At 44.2% G+C, this 15,190-nt stretch carries 10 protein-coding genes and 2 CRISPR repeat arrays; of the genes, 9 read left to right on the forward strand and 1 reads right to left on the reverse strand.

What is annotated here, in order from left to right:
• Positions 1-40: 40 nt before the first annotated feature.
• Positions 41-521: a CRISPR direct-repeat array (repeat unit 37 nt; unit sequence GTTTCCATTCAATTAGTTTCCCCAGCGAGTGGGGAGT).
• Positions 522-1,072: 551 nt separating this feature from the next.
• Positions 1,073-2,248 carry a helix-turn-helix transcriptional regulator gene (locus tag QUA01_RS11200; RefSeq protein ID WP_333092426.1) on the reverse strand — a complete coding sequence of 392 codons (1,176 nt, stop codon included), beginning with the start codon at positions 2,246-2,248 and terminating at the stop codon, positions 1,073-1,075.
• Positions 2,249-2,612: 364 nt separating this feature from the next.
• Here QUA01_RS11200 and QUA01_RS11205 point away from each other — a divergent pair, with 364 nt between their 5' ends.
• From QUA01_RS11205 to cas2, 9 genes are all read left to right on the forward strand, one after another.
• Entirely contained in the window at positions 2,613-4,370 is a 1,758-nt protein-coding gene (locus QUA01_RS11205; protein WP_333092427.1) for a Cas10/Cmr2 second palm domain-containing protein, read from the forward strand.
• A complete protein-coding gene (locus tag QUA01_RS11210; RefSeq protein WP_333092429.1) occupies positions 4,349-5,485 on the forward strand; it encodes a type III-B CRISPR module-associated Cmr3 family protein in 1,137 nt (378 codons plus the stop codon). The genes QUA01_RS11205 and QUA01_RS11210 overlap by 22 nt, the downstream gene beginning before the upstream one ends.
• Positions 5,461-6,297 (forward strand): RAMP superfamily CRISPR-associated protein, encoded by an 837-nt coding sequence (locus QUA01_RS11215; protein ID WP_333092430.1) that lies wholly within the window; start codon positions 5,461-5,463, stop codon positions 6,295-6,297. The genes QUA01_RS11210 and QUA01_RS11215 overlap by 25 nt, the downstream gene beginning before the upstream one ends.
• A 2-nt stretch (positions 6,298-6,299) precedes the next feature.
• Entirely contained in the window at positions 6,300-6,746 is a 447-nt protein-coding gene (locus QUA01_RS11220; protein ID WP_333092431.1) for a hypothetical protein, read from the forward strand.
• Positions 6,730-8,469, forward strand: coding sequence for an RAMP superfamily CRISPR-associated protein (locus QUA01_RS11225; RefSeq protein ID WP_333092433.1), 1,740 nt, complete (start codon positions 6,730-6,732; stop codon positions 8,467-8,469). Before QUA01_RS11220 ends, QUA01_RS11225 begins: the two co-directional genes overlap by 17 nt.
• Entirely contained in the window at positions 8,469-10,061 is a 1,593-nt protein-coding gene (locus tag QUA01_RS11230) for a hypothetical protein (protein WP_333092435.1), read from the forward strand. The genes QUA01_RS11225 and QUA01_RS11230 overlap by 1 nt, the downstream gene beginning before the upstream one ends.
• 112 nt (positions 10,062-10,173) lie before the next feature.
• Entirely contained in the window at positions 10,174-10,461 is a 288-nt protein-coding gene (csx18, locus tag QUA01_RS11235) for a CRISPR-associated protein Csx18 (RefSeq protein WP_333092437.1), read from the forward strand.
• A gap of 32 nt (positions 10,462-10,493) precedes the next feature.
• Complete coding sequence (gene cas1 / locus QUA01_RS11240; RefSeq protein ID WP_333092438.1) at positions 10,494-11,483, forward strand: CRISPR-associated endonuclease Cas1; 990 nt, start codon at positions 10,494-10,496, stop codon at positions 11,481-11,483.
• Positions 11,484-11,486: 3 nt separating this feature from the next.
• Positions 11,487-11,768, forward strand: coding sequence for a CRISPR-associated endonuclease Cas2 (gene cas2 / locus QUA01_RS11245; protein WP_333092439.1), 282 nt, complete (start codon positions 11,487-11,489; stop codon positions 11,766-11,768).
• A 186-nt stretch (positions 11,769-11,954) separates the two neighbouring features.
• Positions 11,955-15,187: a CRISPR direct-repeat array (repeat unit 36 nt; unit sequence CTCCCCACTCGCTGGGGAAACTAATTGAATGGAAAC).
• Positions 15,188-15,190 lie beyond the last annotated feature (3 nt).

Consider the following 15,190-nt stretch of genomic DNA (forward strand, 5'->3'; position numbering starts at 1 on the left):
AGGCAGAAAAACCCGGACTGCCACCATAGGCTATCCGGGTTTTTCCATTTAATTAGCTTCCCCAGCAAGTGGGGAGTTTTGTAATTAGTCAACTGGCTAACCTTATTGCAAATGTTTCCATTCAATTAGTTTCCCCAGCAAGTGGGGAGATGAACGCACAGGGCGTCACTGAGCTGAAGAACGTTCTGTTTCCATTCAATTAGTTTCCCCAGCAAGTGGGGAGAAAAAACGGCTGAAACCAATCTTTGGGAGGGTAAAGTTTCCATTCAATTAGTTTCCCCAGCGAGTGGGGAGTTGATGACGGAGCAGACCCAGAGGATGATCAAGTCACTGAAAGTTTCCATTCAATTAGTTTCCCCAGCGAGTGGGGAGTTGATTAGCCAGTTTTTAGATAAGATTTCTTTGTAATGTTTCCATTCAATTAGTTTCCCCAGCGAGTGGGGAGTCAATTTCAAGTCAAAAACGAGGGAAAATGCAGAAAATTGTTTCCATTCAATTAGTTTCCCCAGCGAGTGGGGAGAGTTCGCCACAGAGACTATATCCAGAGCGGGATTCAGCCATCAAATCGACGCACCGCTAAAATATAGCACAGCTAAACGAGAAAAAGCATCGAATTGTAAGCCTCAAACTCAATCCCTGCAAAGCATCGACGCACCTCAACCAAATCGTAAGGACTACAGGAACCAAGCGAGGTGCGTCGATATTGGCTAGATTAGTCTCCTAAAGTCAATAGTTTTCCGGTCTAAGGCTGGAACTGGTAGATGGAGGCATCGTGAAATGGCATCCTATGGGCACGAAAAACAGGGACTTTGTAGCGTATGTTGGCTCTAGGTCTGATTAACTGGTGCGATCGTCTAGCCGCAACAAGAAACTGATATCGGCTAGCCTAACTTTTCCAGCCAACTGTCGCCCATTGCTGGAATATAAATGTGTCGTTACTAAGACTGCTGCGCTATCAGTTTTGCTGATTTCATCGGTGTATTGTCTGGCAACAGTCGCTGTTTGTTTACGTGAGAGTGTTACCTACAAGGGATTATACAATTCTTAGCATGGATTTGTTGTTTAACTCACGTTAGCTGTACCGATCGGCTAAATCTCTGGCTGCTTGTCGGTGTTTTTCTACCAAACTCGGCGGGGAAAGCACCTGGGCGCTATCCATATATCTGTTCACCCACAGACTGAATTCGTTGAGGGAGCGATCGGGCAAATCGATCTGATAATCCACATAAGCCATTTTGCCAAAACTATCCCTCGGGCCTTCTCTAATCTTTTGTCGCGGATGTCGCCGATCGCCCTCTAAGATAAATCCAATTACCTTCTCAAAAAACCGCACCTTCACTTTTTCTAACTTCAGCGTACCTTCCAATTCAGCCTGCTGTTGCTCTGGCTTACCTAAAAACAGTCCCCAGCCGTTTTTTAACAACTTTTGAGCTATTTTCAAACGTTGTTCCTGCACGGCTAAACCACGCCCCTCGGGAGCGATAATTTCGCAGTAGTCAGTAAAGCGATTCACCCGTTCTACGCTTAAGTGTCCGTTGTCGCAATTTTCGCAAATCAGGTACCAGGCGATATCGTGATAAATCAGTTGCAGAGGCCAGATGCGCCGGAAACCAACGTTACCTTTACCGTAATAATCGCTTTGGCGGTAAAGTTCGATCGCCTGGCCCCGAACGATGGCTGTTTCTACGATGTCTAGTTTGTGAAATAGAGTATTCCGATATTCTTGGCGATCGAGCATTTCTACAGGGTCGGTGTAAATTATCGCACGATTCAGGTATTCACGAACGGGATAGAACAATTGACCTTTGAGCTCGATATCTAATCCGCGCAACCGTTTCGTGAGTTTTTCACAAATTTGGCGGGCTTGGGGATTTCCTTGATATTTGGCTTGAGATGCTATTGCTTGAAATGCGAATAGTAGTTCTTCGCGATTCAAGGCGCCAGTGCCGAGATAATAGCCGAAGCGATACATTCGTTTGTCAAGGATTCCGTAATGGCGCAAAGTTTCTAAATCTTTGCGAATGGTAGGAGTTGCAGGATAGTTTTCTGGAAAATCAATGCTGCCCGACTCGGCAACTTTCTGTAATTGAGATTGAACTTCTAGCAAAGCATCGTGATATTTAGTGTCGGAGGTTTCGGTGTCGGAGTGTCCGATGCCCGGATGGTTTACCAATGTGGCGATGAGGAGCATGATGCGATCGAACGTTAGTTTGTCAGCATAGGGGTGAGGAGTTGGTTTTTTTGCCATGATGGGGGTAAGGCGGGTAAAAGTCAAGGAAAAGACAATATTGACACAAAAATATAGAAAAACCTTAAAGCCGTTATTTAGAAAGCTGTAGGTTTTCCAAAAAATTTGATAAATATTGTAAATTGCGAGACTTGAAGCTGGATCGGCTGATATATTGAGTGGAATCGTTAGCGGAAGTAATATTCAGAGGAAGAACCTCACCAGCTTTGATGAAAATTGGAGGCAGAGTCTCCTGATTTGCGTCGCCAGACTCTGCCTAGTAAGGAGTAGACGAGTCGATAAGTCGATCGCGCTTTACGTTGAGAAATTCACTTAGTTAGTCTTATAGTCAGGAAACAGACAAATATCACCAAAAATTGAACCTATGTCTGCATATACCGCGATCTCGTTTGCACCCGTTCAAGGCTTTATCGAGAAATCCCGGAAACTCCGAGATTTGTATGGAGCATCGCTAATCTTATCTTTTTTGAGTTCTAGGCTTGTACAAAAAGCTGAGCCTTTAGGACTTAAGGTGATTTCGCCTGGATTGCCCAATCATCTAGAGGGAATGCCCAATCGAATTTTAATTAAAGGGAAATTTGAACGTAATGATGTACAAAATACTCTTTTAAAAGAATGGAAAAAGATTTTGCAAATTTGCAGAGTCTGGATAGAAAATAATCTTGACATCCCAAAATACCAATATTATTGGTCACAAACCGAAGACCAAAAAGGCAAGCAAAAAGGAGAATGGGAACGATGGGAAAGCTACACCTGGGAATTTTTTTGGGGATACGGTACGTCTATTAAAGACGCAATGGATGATTTGGAAACTCGCAAGCTGAAGCGAGATTGGACAGCTATCAACTGGATGGGTGAGAGTTCTAGTCTGACGGGCACGGATGCGATCGCGTGGCATCAATTAGGTAAACCATTGAGCAAAGGAGAGCAACCAGGGCGATCGCTCAATGAAACTGAGCAACTGGAACAGAAACAATTTTATCATCGCCTTGCTTGGATTTTAGACGATCCTGGTTCTCGAAATTATAAAGCTAGAGAGCGTACAAAAGAATCTATTCCCTCAAATAAAGCACTGGAAACTTACTTTAATAAAAAAGAGAAAGACGGTAGCGACAAAGAGGAAAGCATCGGTGGCAAATTTATTGCTCCTGGAGAAAGATTAAGTATTCCCGAACTGGTAAAGCGTCTAGTAACGCTACCCTATCTTGCTAGAAAAATCGGCATGGAAGAATTAGATGAAGGTTTCAAGGATATAAATCGTGAAGCCGGATACTGGACAAGCTGGTTTATGGGCGATGGTGATGAAGTTGGAAAAAAACTCAAAGAGCTTGCAACCCGTCCTGAAAATAATGAAGAAAAGAGAGAAGATGACCTCAAACGCTTCACTGAATTAATGAGAAAGTGGGGCAAAGAATTTAAGGAAAAGGAAGATTTGTTTCTTGAAGGTAAAGGGCGTGTTATTTATGCTGGTGGTGATGACTTTCTTGGAGTGCTTTACAGTCAGGAAACCAAAAAGGGAGAAAAGCCTGAGAAAGTTAAACCGATAGAAGCGCTGAATTGGTTGTTAGGCTTACCCCAAAAATGGGAAAAACTACAAAATGATACTGAACCCTATCTTCCTAAAAATGTCAAATTCACCTATAGTGTCGGATTTGTTTGGGCTGGGCATCAGGTTCCCCAGCGAGATATTTTACAGCATTGTCGGGATGCGGAGAAACGGGCGAAGAGTTTGGGGCGAAATAGAGTCACAATTCGAGTAGTCTTTAACAGCGGTCAGTTTGTGGAGTGGACTTGTCCTTGGGATTATCTTCATGTGTTGAAGAATTATCGCGATCGGGATGGGAATACAGGAAATCAAGCCAACTGGACTCACATTTACAACGATTGGGCACAATTAAAAGCGCGTCATGCAATTCGACTTAAAGAAATGGAGGAGCTTTCTATCAATAATGAAGTCGCTATTGCTCTATTCAATTTGTATTTTGATAATGCAGGAAAGAAGTTTAAGCAAGAAAGAAAATGGATCGATTTGGCAGGGGATAACTCTGATTCTGCGATCGTCAATTGGATTAATGACCTTGTGCAAGTGGGGTGGCAACTATGTCGAAATTCCAATATTTAATTAAAGTTTCCCCCTTGGGATTGATGTATGGTAGTGCTGGAGCCTTTCTGTCTCCAGAGAATTTAGTAGGGCGAGCAGGCGCTAAGTTTCCACCTGATACTGCCGTAATCGCCGGACTCTTTTTTAATGCCAATCGCGAACAAAAATTCGCAGAACATCAAGACCTAAGAAATAATCTTGTAGTTTCTGGCCCTTTTTGGGCAAAACAAGACACACCTAAACAGTTCTACGTGCCTATTCCTTGGCATCAAGTGCTTGCTGAAAAAGAAGATGATGAATGGTTTTTTGTTAAAAAGAAACCAGATGACACAGATGCGGTTGAATCTAATGAAAATAAATGGTGTCTGGGTCAGCATCAATGGGAACGCAAGAACAAAGATTTGAAACCAGAGTATATCTGGCAGTCGATAGATGCCTGGAATTTGCCCGCTAATGAGTTACGAGAAAGAGAAGCATATGCAAAAGCACCGTGGAAATTTCTCTCATTTCTACATCCCAAAATGAAGACTCAGGAGCGTCACGTAGTCGAAGAAGATGGACTCTTCTTAGAAAACGCAGTTCAAGTTGATGAAGATTGCTGTTTAGTGTACCTTTCTAACTACGAGCTACCGGGTGGATGGTATCGCTTTGGTGGAGAAGGACATCTGGTAGAAATTGAAAGTCATCCTCTGTCAGGAAAACACAAAATTAATCGACTGCTGGATCAAAAAATTCAGCACGCTTTTGCTCTGATTGCACCTGGAGTTTGGGGGTCAAATAAACTCTCCTACCGCTACCCAATCCATCGCGACTTTCCCCGACAAGAACTCAAAATATTGACTGATAAAGCAGTACCTTACCGTTACCGTCTCGGTCATTCCAAGAAAGAGGAAGAAGCAGAAAATGAGGGCGATCGCTATAACCCCGGAAAAACCGGACGCTTGAGTCGCGGACGCTATGCCGTTCCAGCAGGCAGCGTTTATGTTTTCAAGAATCCTCTAGAACTTACTTGGTGGGATTTCCCAGACGAGTGGTTCCCAAAAGAAGGATTTCCCCTCAAACATTTGGGGTGTGGTTTGTGTTTACCAATTGATATTCAAGGATTACCGAAATGTACAACAAAGCCTACGGAGTAATTGAAACTCTTGCACCTGTTCACGTTGGCGCGACAGCAGGAGAAGAAACTGGCAATCTCAACCTGATTTTCCGTGACCAATTTACGCAAACAGGGATTATTCCCGGTAGCTCAATTCGAGGAAGATTTCGGGCAGATTTGCGAGATAATAAATCGGGTGACGAGCAAATTTGGTACGGACATGAATCAGTTGATGGTCGTCCTGATGGGGGTACTACAGAAGCTTTAGTCAAGTTTGAATACGCCTCAATTGTCTGGTTGCCTGTTTTTTGTCCCGGTCAACCAGTTGTTTGGGTTACTTCTCCCCTTCTGCTGAAGCGATACAAACGTATTGCTAAAATTGAAGCTGATGTACCTCAACCCTACAGTGCAATGGTGGGTCTAGAAGGTCGGCAGATTGAAGGTCGGGGTAAAATTCTGTTTTTCAATTTGGGATTTATCGAAATTAAAAACTTGATCAAGACTGAGGACAAAGATAGTTTATCAGCTTGGATTCCCCCTGAAACGGATTTAGATATTAACAAGCTCGTAGTGGTTAGCGATAAAGATATCGCCATGTTGCACGATATGGCGCTATATCGTCAAAGTCGCGTCAAGCTATTAGACACAATGAAGAAAGTTGATACCGAGCGCGGTGCATTTTTCAACGTAGAAGCATTGCCAGAAGGAAGCATTTTAGTATTTCCCATTGCCTTAAAGCAAACTGGCTGGAAACCCTTTGGCGAAAGGGAGAATTTATCAGAACTATACTTTGGTGGTTTAGAGTCAATTGGTTTTGGTCGTTGTCGTGTTTCACTTGCAGGAGATTATTAGTAATGAGTTGGAAATCTTATGAACTCGATCGGGCTGCTCAAAAATTAGTGCTGGCTGCACTGAAGCGCGATCCAAAATCACTCAATCAGTCCCACAAAATGCGAATGGCTGTCCCTTATGGCTTAGAGCGCTTTTGGGGCGAACATTTGCGCCTCAAAGGTAAAAAAATAGAAGATGAAAATAAGTCGAAGTTTTGGAAGGAAACCTGGGATGCTTTGGAAACAGTAATGGAGAAAGCAGGGGTAATAATTCCTAATGATCCTATAATTCCTGATAGTAAGGGGAACATTCCGACTGGAAAAATTCAGGATATGTCTGAAAAAATGTGGCAATTGACTATAGAAGATCAGCGAGTGGCGATCGCAGTCTTAACCCAACTCTGTGACTGTATTGTCTGGTGGAGACAACGCTATAAAACTGGGAGGCAAGGCGATGACACAGATTCCTGATGCCAATAAAAAAGTGCCGATGATGTTTCGGGCGCAGGTAAATGGGCGGTGCCAACTGCATCGAATTGTGCCTGCAAAGAAGAAAGCAGGTGAGAAGCAAGATGTTGAGTTTTGGGCGGAACAATGGATCGACAAAGCTGAATTTATACCAGCAAATGAGCAGCAAGACATTGAGAAAGAAACCTACCAGACAAAAACCTACCAAATTAGTTGGCGGTTTATCACCAATGGCGGACAGGATGACGGAATGATCCGCCCTGTAATTGGTGCTTATGGAATTCCCTTTTATCCTGGCAGCAGCATGAAAGGAGCATTTCGACGCGCTTGCGAAGTCACCGAACAAGCGGGAAAACTTCAATACAGTACCTGCAATGATTACTGTGGCGATGAATCTGACATTACACAAGGAATGCTCCGGTTTGAAGGAGCATATCCGACGAATGATTGGACAAAAAACCTTGTGGATATGGTGCATCCGCAATCTAAATGGCAGGTCAAAACCTATGAAACTAATGACAAAAAGGCAACTGGCGAAAGTGCTTATGCACAGGTTTCTCTCTATCAACCAACCTTGAGATTTGCTATTTCTAGTATCAAACCCCTCTCTCCCGAACAATGGCAGGAAGTTTGGCAAATTTGGGAAAAAGCGATGGCAACAGGGCTTGGTACGCGAGTCTGTGCAGGTTACGGACAAATTGAAACTACACCTGATGCGGTTCTGTATCGAGCAAGCGTCAAAGGGCAAGGACAAGCTGCTAAGTTAATTGATGATACTGGAGAGTTTCGCCCTAATATCTTTAGAGCAACTTTGCGGAGTCATGCTTTACGAATTTTTGGTGGCTTGATAGATGAAGAAAAAGCAGAGGAATTAGTCGAGGAATTGTTTGGCGGAGTTCAAGGTAAGGGAACAGTAGGATTATTAGAACTGGGGTTTCAAGAAACTCATTTAGAGCCAGGAATATTTGGTAAGAATGGCTACGAACAACCTACTTATAAAGTAGAAGGCGATGTTATTTGGTCTTTGACACGTCCATTACAGAATGAAGAGCAAACAGCAGCATTGCAAAAACTCGTGACTGACTTGATGTGGTTTGCGATGGTTTTTGGTGGTTTTGGCAAGTCGTGGCGGCGGGCAGATCATCGATTGTTTTATGAAAGTGACGGCGATGAAGACTATCAAAAATTAATTGGTTGTCATTGGCAGTGGGCTGGAGATATCGATCGCAAAAATGCTCTTCGCATCTGGAATCCCAAAAAAGTAGGTGGATTTATTAATTCTGTGCTGGAAACAGCTCAAGCATGGATGCAGTTGCGAGGTAAAACACCGACTCCCAATCTTCATGCAGACTGGCGAGAATCATGGCATCCATCTCGCGTCCAAGTTTGGGGAAGAATTGCTCAGACAAGACATGAATGCACAGCCATTGATTGGTTACACAAACCTTATCAAAAGGCAATTCTTAGAGGTGAAAAAGACCAAAATATAAAAGCGACATCTGTAACTGGAAAATTGGGTGAAATTGGCTGTATCTGGCATCGAATGTATCCACCAAAGGTGCAAGTCATAACACAAGAGGGAAAGCCAAAGCAGAAGTCAACAAATCGCTTCTTGGAATTGTTAACTATTTTCCCTGATGGTTCGCAAGAGTCAGATGATTTTTTGAAATTCATGAAAACACAACCTGACGATGGATTTAAACTACTTTGGGGAGAGGAACAATAATGAATATTTGGATTGTCACGATCGGTAGCAGTGATGTACAACTCGATAGCGACAGCGAATGTCGCAAAAAAGACAGAAACGAGCAACAGAGAAGCGATAAAATTTGGCGTTACTGGTATGAAGATGAGATTAAGCCAGACTGTCATGATATCTCCTTTGAACCGAAACAATCCTACAAGGACAAAGATGAACCTTACCGGATTGAAGCAAGAATTTTGGGGACTGTTTATGAGGAAAGTTCTTCAATCATCAGGGATGAGATTTGGTCATACTTAACCTTTCCGCTACTAGATAACTTTGTGGGAGAGCTAGAAAACTCTTCTCCAGATGCGATCGCCGTGCTTTTAACCGATCAATCTGAGATTTTCCAAGATAAAAATACGAGAGGGAAACAGAAATGTGCTTACTGGCAAGATACCTGCAAGTTGGAGCCAATTTTGCAGAGGTATTTTCAGGATAAATTCCCCCAGGCAAAATACAAACCTATTTTCTTGGCTCCAACATCTAGCGATAAAGGATTAGATGACTGGAATTACGTTCTCGATTTGGTTCGTGAAAAACTACGTGCGATCGAGTTTGATGGTGAAGAAATCAAAAATGAAGAAATCGAGACAGTATATGTCAGCCATCAAGCTGGGACTCCAGCGATTTCATCTGCGGTACAATTTGTTAGCTTGGCACGTTTTAGAAACAATGTCGAGTTTTTAGTTAGCAATGAATATAATCAAGAAACCGATAAAATTCCCCGTTCTACTTATCTCGGAGCTATCCAAATGCAGGAGGCTCAAGCACTTTTAAAACGCCATGACTATGCAGGTGTTCGGGATATTTTAGGATTAACTAAAACAATTCCCAGTAACCCTGAAGAAAAACGTATAAAACATCTGCTCGATGCAGGAGAACAGTGGAATTTTGCTGAATTTCAGAAGTTCAAAAAAATAGTTAACGATCGTAATTTGTTACCTAAAGCAAGTTTTCCTTGGTGGAGACTAGGCTTTGAATCTGCTTATTTGGCTTGGGTTCGTTTAGAGCAAGGCAGTCCTGTCGATGCGATGTTTCATAGTTTCCGCGCTGTAGAAGGTTCAGCGGGTTTGTGGGCTGAGAGAATGTATCAGAACCATATTCGACGAGATCCGAAAAAAGGGCTTCAACTTAATCTTTCAATCTGTGACAGCATAAATAATATGAAATCCTGGTTTGAAAAGGGAAAAACAGGAAAATACAAACAAGAGATTGGTCTTTACGGTAAGTGTTTATTTTCATTACTGCGAGAGACTAATACCAATTGGCAAAGTAACCGAAATATTGCTCTTTTCTGCAACCCCCTTGATCAATATTACCAAGGTAAAGATATTTTTCAAGAACGCAATAATCTTTTTCATCGGTTGGAAGGTTTACAAGAGCAAGAAATATATGATGCTTGGGATGCAGCCAATAAAGATGAGTGGATTGAAATAGTTCTAGGTTGTCTCAACTTCATTGCTGAGAAAGATATACCAAACAAGCTTGAGTCTTTAAAAGAAGCTAGCCTCATGTTCAAAGTACATCAGGAATTAGTAAATGCGATCGCCCCTAACAACCTCCAAAGATAAGGGCGATCGCCTCTAACAACCTCCAAACTACAAACTTAACTAAAACTTTCACCTTTAGCCACTATCTACAACCAAACTTTACCATCCATATTCAACCCAAAATAACACAACTATGTACATCACATCCCGCGCATCTACAATCCGCAACTTTTCTCTCGCAGCCGTCAACGGCACTATCACTCTCATCATTCTCCTAATCGCCCCCCTGGGATTAGCTGCCGTAATTTCTAACACATTCCTTGTCACAGTAGCTACTTTTTTTGCATCGACAATCGCCGACCAAATCGTTCGCTACCTCCAACCCTCTCGCGCCCAAGAAATCCAAAGTCCCTTAGAATCTACCCCAGTATCGTCGCAAATTAGCCCGCGCCGTGGCGATTCCCAAAATTTAGACAGATAACCAACAATTTTGCAGCGGCGGGTTTATTGCTTATGCGTACCGTCTACGTTTCTCAGCCCGGTTGTTACGTTTCCTTGCACCAAGAAATGCTGGTTATCAAAAAAGGCGAATCTGTACTCGGTGAAATTCAGCTTCCTCTCCTTGAACAACTGCTGATTTTTGGTCAATCTCAAGTCACAACTCAAGCAATTAGAACTTGTCTGTGGCGGAGTATTCCGATCGCTTACCTTTCGCGGATGGGTTACTGTTACGGGCGGATTCTGCCGATCGAGCGCGGCTATCGCCAACTTTCTCGCTACCAGCAACAGCTTTGTTTTGCAGAACGTTTGCAGGTAGCCAGACGCATCGTGCAAGCTAAGCTGAAAAACAGCCGCGTGATCCTGATGCGGCAGCAGCGCCGACAACCTTCTGATGTCATTGCTTTTGCGATCGACTGTTTGGAACATTTAATCAAAAAAGCTGGGGAGGCTGAAACTATTGAGAAGTTGATGGGGATGGAAGGTGCGGGGGCTGCTCAGTATTTTTCGGCTTTTGAAGAGTGTTTGAGCAATCCTGATTTTGTGTTTGTCGGCAGGTCGCGCCGCCCTCCTGGTAATCCGGTTAATGCTATGCTCAGTTTTGGCTATCAAGTTCTCTGGAATCATTTGTTGAGTTTGATTGAGTTGCAAGGACTCGATCCTTATTCGGCTTGTTTGCATCAGGGAACGGAACGCCATGCGGCTTTGGCTTCGGATTTGATTGAGGAATTTCGCGCGCCAATTATTGATTCTTTGGTTACTTATTTAGTCAATCGTCGATTTGTAGATGCTGGCAGCGATTTTGTTTATAGTAACGGGGGTTGTTACTTAAATGATGCTGGTAGGCGCAAGTACCTCAAAGCTTTTTTAGAGCGCATGGAGGAGGAAATTGAAACTGACTCTGGGAAACAGCCGAAGTGGGATTTGTTGAATCAACAAATCAAAGTTTACAAACAATTCGTTTACAACCCAACGGAGCTTTATAAACCTTACCAAATTCGCTAAGTTGTGCTTTTTTATGTGGTGATTTACGATATTCCTGACAACAAGCGGCGTTCTAAGGTGCATGATTTGTTGGAAGGTTACGGAACTTGGGTGCAGTATAGCGCTTTTGAGTGCGTACTCAGTCGGGCTAAGTTTGATGAATTAAGAGCGCGACTTGGGAAAAAGATTAACCTGGAAGAGGATAGCATTCGGTTTTATCCGGTGTCGCGCCATACTTTGGGACAGGTAGAGGTTTTGGGAGTCGGTGCGCCTGTGACTCAAGCAGCTCGATCGGTGATTATTTAGCTGGCTTTGCGAGGCTGGGAGTAAATCGGCTCAAACGCTTTGTTTGCGTCGCGAGCCTCGCAGCATTGCTAGACAAAGGTTTCAGCGTTTAAAATGGATGAGTGACGGTGGGATGTTTGGCAATAATTCCTGAGCCTCGCAAACGGCATCTAGATGGCTTGCGCTGTATGGAGTGTATAATGGAGGCTCCCCACTCGCTGGGGAAACTAATTGAATGGAAACTCTCTTGCATTTTTAGTATCACTCCTTACTTGTTCACTCCCCACTCGCTGGGGAAACTAATTGAATGGAAACTGGAGTTCTATCTTCTCAGGGGTCTCTACTACCTTGTCCCCACTCGCTGGGGAAACTAATTGAATGGAAACTCTCGAATAACTCATTAGCAGAATGTTTGTCTACTACTTTCTCCCCACTCGCTGGGGAAACTAATTGAATGGAAACTCTTTCACAGAATGCCCATCGTAGTCACAGAACTCACTCCCCACTCGCTGGGGAAACTAATTGAATGGAAACTGGGGAGGCGGACGGCTAATCGGCGCGAAGGCGGCTAGATGGTTTCCCTCCCCACTCGCTGGGGAAACTAATTGAATGGAAACGACTACGCGGTGATGGAGAAGACCGACGCAGCGATCTCCCCACTCGCTGGGGAAACTAATTGAATGGAAACACCAGCTTTGAGATAGTTATTGTCTGAGTGCATAGAACTCCCCACTCGCTGGGGAAACTAATTGAATGGAAACATTGAACCTTGACGGCCTTCTCTATCACTGCTACCCTCCCCACTCGCTGGGGAAACTAATTGAATGGAAACTGCACAGGAACTGATACTCGCGATCGGCTTTGTAGCCTCCCCACTCGCTGGGGAAACTAATTGAATGGAAACTTATAGCTAACGACAGACTATAAGAGTGAGGGACTCCCCACTCGCTGGGGAAACTAATTGAATGGAAACATCATATATTCCACTTTCATTTTCCACTAGAGTATTGAATACTCCCCACTCGCTGGGGAAACTAATTGAATGGAAACAGGATTCCTTCTTCTGTACCGCTGGCATGTATGCTCCCCACTCGCTGGGGAAACTAATTGAATGGAAACGCCCACGTGAGAGGCGTGCAGGGATTGTCTCACGACCGGCCTCCCCACTCGCTGGGGAAACTAATTGAATGGAAACATACTTATTCATGATTGTCCTTGAAGATGAGTACACTCCCCACTCGCTGGGGAAACTAATTGAATGGAAACGATGATCGAGGGCGGCTCTTTGGGCTTCTTTACTAGGCTCCCCACTCGCTGGGGAAACTAATTGAATGGAAACGCGCCAATGAATTTTTTGGCAATTTCTACCGCAACATTTTCTCCCCACTCGCTGGGGAAACTAATTGAATGGAAACCTTGTGATGCTGCTGCTATCAGGCGCGTCAGTAGTATCTCCCCACTCGCTGGGGAAACTAATTGAATGGAAACCACTTTGGTGGTCACTAAACCCTTGCGTGCATTCTGCTGTGCCATCTTCTCCCCACTCGCTGGGGAAACTAATTGAATGGAAACGCTGGGCTGGTTGCACCTACGCACAAGCCATCAAGCTAAACTCCCCACTCGCTGGGGAAACTAATTGAATGGAAACGTTAAAATACTTTCTCACCTTGTCGCGGGTTATAACCTTTGCGTTAAGCTCCCCACTCGCTGGGGAAACTAATTGAATGGAAACCCAGGTACTATGCTAATGACGTTGTTGCTGTAGGTCTCCCCACTCGCTGGGGAAACTAATTGAATGGAAACTGTACTCACGGCGTCCTTGTGGGCCGGATACCTCTCTCCCCACTCGCTGGGGAAACTAATTGAATGGAAACCTTCACGGGGCGTCCGAACTGCTCGGATACAATAGGTAGACTCCCCACTCGCTGGGGAAACTAATTGAATGGAAACACCCTTGACAGGGGATTCATCCAGGACACCCACCTTCACACTCCCCACTCGCTGGGGAAACTAATTGAATGGAAACTCATACATCGGTGTACAATGCTCGGTACCGAACTCGGGGACTCCCCACTCGCTGGGGAAACTAATTGAATGGAAACTTAGGGGCTACCTGTGTGCTTACTGTGTGGTTTGCTCCCCACTCGCTGGGGAAACTAATTGAATGGAAACACCAATGCCAACACCTAGACCATCTATTACTCTCATCTCCCCACTCGCTGGGGAAACTAATTGAATGGAAACCTGAGTGGGATTCAGCCGACCCCTCACCTTGGACTTACGAACCTCCCCACTCGCTGGGGAAACTAATTGAATGGAAACGAGTAGCACCTGCCCCAGCTAATGCTTGAATTTCTTCAGCCTCCCCACTCGCTGGGGAAACTAATTGAATGGAAACGAAGGTTTTTCCTCCCATTCATTTCCAAAAATTCAGTATGCCTCCCCACTCGCTGGGGAAACTAATTGAATGGAAACTTCTCAACGATTTATTGTCTTGAAAAGCTGTTGGTAATTGACCCTCCCCACTCGCTGGGGAAACTAATTGAATGGAAACTTCATAATCTGCTAAAGCCTGCGGGAAAGTTTCTAAGCCTCCCCACTCGCTGGGGAAACTAATTGAATGGAAACAGAGTTCGCGTCGTTATTCTTTTTCTACTTTGGTTCGGCTCATCGACCTCCCCACTCGCTGGGGAAACTAATTGAATGGAAACAAACGAGGCGATAAATGCGAGAGCGCATTGAATGACCTCCCCACTCGCTGGGGAAACTAATTGAATGGAAACTTTAAATCACTACCTAAAAATCCATCACTATCTCGGCCTCCCCACTCGCTGGGGAAACTAATTGAATGGAAACATAGTGCAGGCACCGTTATGACAATACATGGGTCTACACCCTCCCCACTCGCTGGGGAAACTAATTGAATGGAAACTTTGAGGCTGGCTTTTAACGGGGTGGCGGCTAAGGCCTCCCCACTCGCTGGGGAAACTAATTGAATGGAAACTGCATAGATAAGTTTGTGATTCAGGCTGCCATTCTTTCTTACCTCCCCACTCGCTGGGGAAACTAATTGAATGGAAACTTCACTGTGTATGCACGGATGTGACTATTCTTCAAGAACCTCCCCACTCGCTGGGGAAACTAATTGAATGGAAACCATAGTAAAGGCGAATTACAAAGCACGAAAACTAACTCCCCACTCGCTGGGGAAACTAATTGAATGGAAACGCTAAAACTGTCACATCTTTCTGATAAACCTGAGCCCTTCCCACTCGCTGGGGAAACTAATTGAATGGAAACATATTAACGGATGTTCTGAAGTCGATCGTAGTCTCCCCACTCGCTGGGGAAACTAATTGAATGGAAACGAATAAGGGGTGAAAAGGTGTAAACCTTGTATTAAACTCCCCACTCGCTGGGGAAACTAATTGAATGGAAACTAT

This window comes from Microcoleus sp. S36a_B3 (genome assembly GCF_036700745.1).
In the GTDB taxonomy this organism is placed as follows: Bacteria; Cyanobacteriota; Cyanobacteriia; order Cyanobacteriales; family Microcoleaceae; genus Microcoleus.

Coding starts and splice junctions, on each gene's coding strand:
- QUA01_RS11200 (WP_333092426.1), bottom strand. CDS start 2,248: ATGGCAAAAAAACCAACTCCTCACCCCTATGCTGACAAACTAACGTTC.
- QUA01_RS11205 (WP_333092427.1), top strand. CDS start 2,613: ATGTCTGCATATACCGCGATCTCGTTTGCACCCGTTCAAGGCTTTATC.
- QUA01_RS11210 (WP_333092429.1), top strand. CDS start 4,349: ATGTCGAAATTCCAATATTTAATTAAAGTTTCCCCCTTGGGATTGATG.
- QUA01_RS11215 (WP_333092430.1), top strand. CDS start 5,461: ATGTACAACAAAGCCTACGGAGTAATTGAAACTCTTGCACCTGTTCAC.
- QUA01_RS11220 (WP_333092431.1), top strand. CDS start 6,300: ATGAGTTGGAAATCTTATGAACTCGATCGGGCTGCTCAAAAATTAGTG.
- QUA01_RS11225 (WP_333092433.1), top strand. CDS start 6,730: ATGACACAGATTCCTGATGCCAATAAAAAAGTGCCGATGATGTTTCGG.
- QUA01_RS11230 (WP_333092435.1), top strand. CDS start 8,469: ATGAATATTTGGATTGTCACGATCGGTAGCAGTGATGTACAACTCGAT.
- csx18 (WP_333092437.1), top strand. CDS start 10,174: ATGTACATCACATCCCGCGCATCTACAATCCGCAACTTTTCTCTCGCA.
- cas1 (WP_333092438.1), top strand. CDS start 10,494: ATGCGTACCGTCTACGTTTCTCAGCCCGGTTGTTACGTTTCCTTGCAC.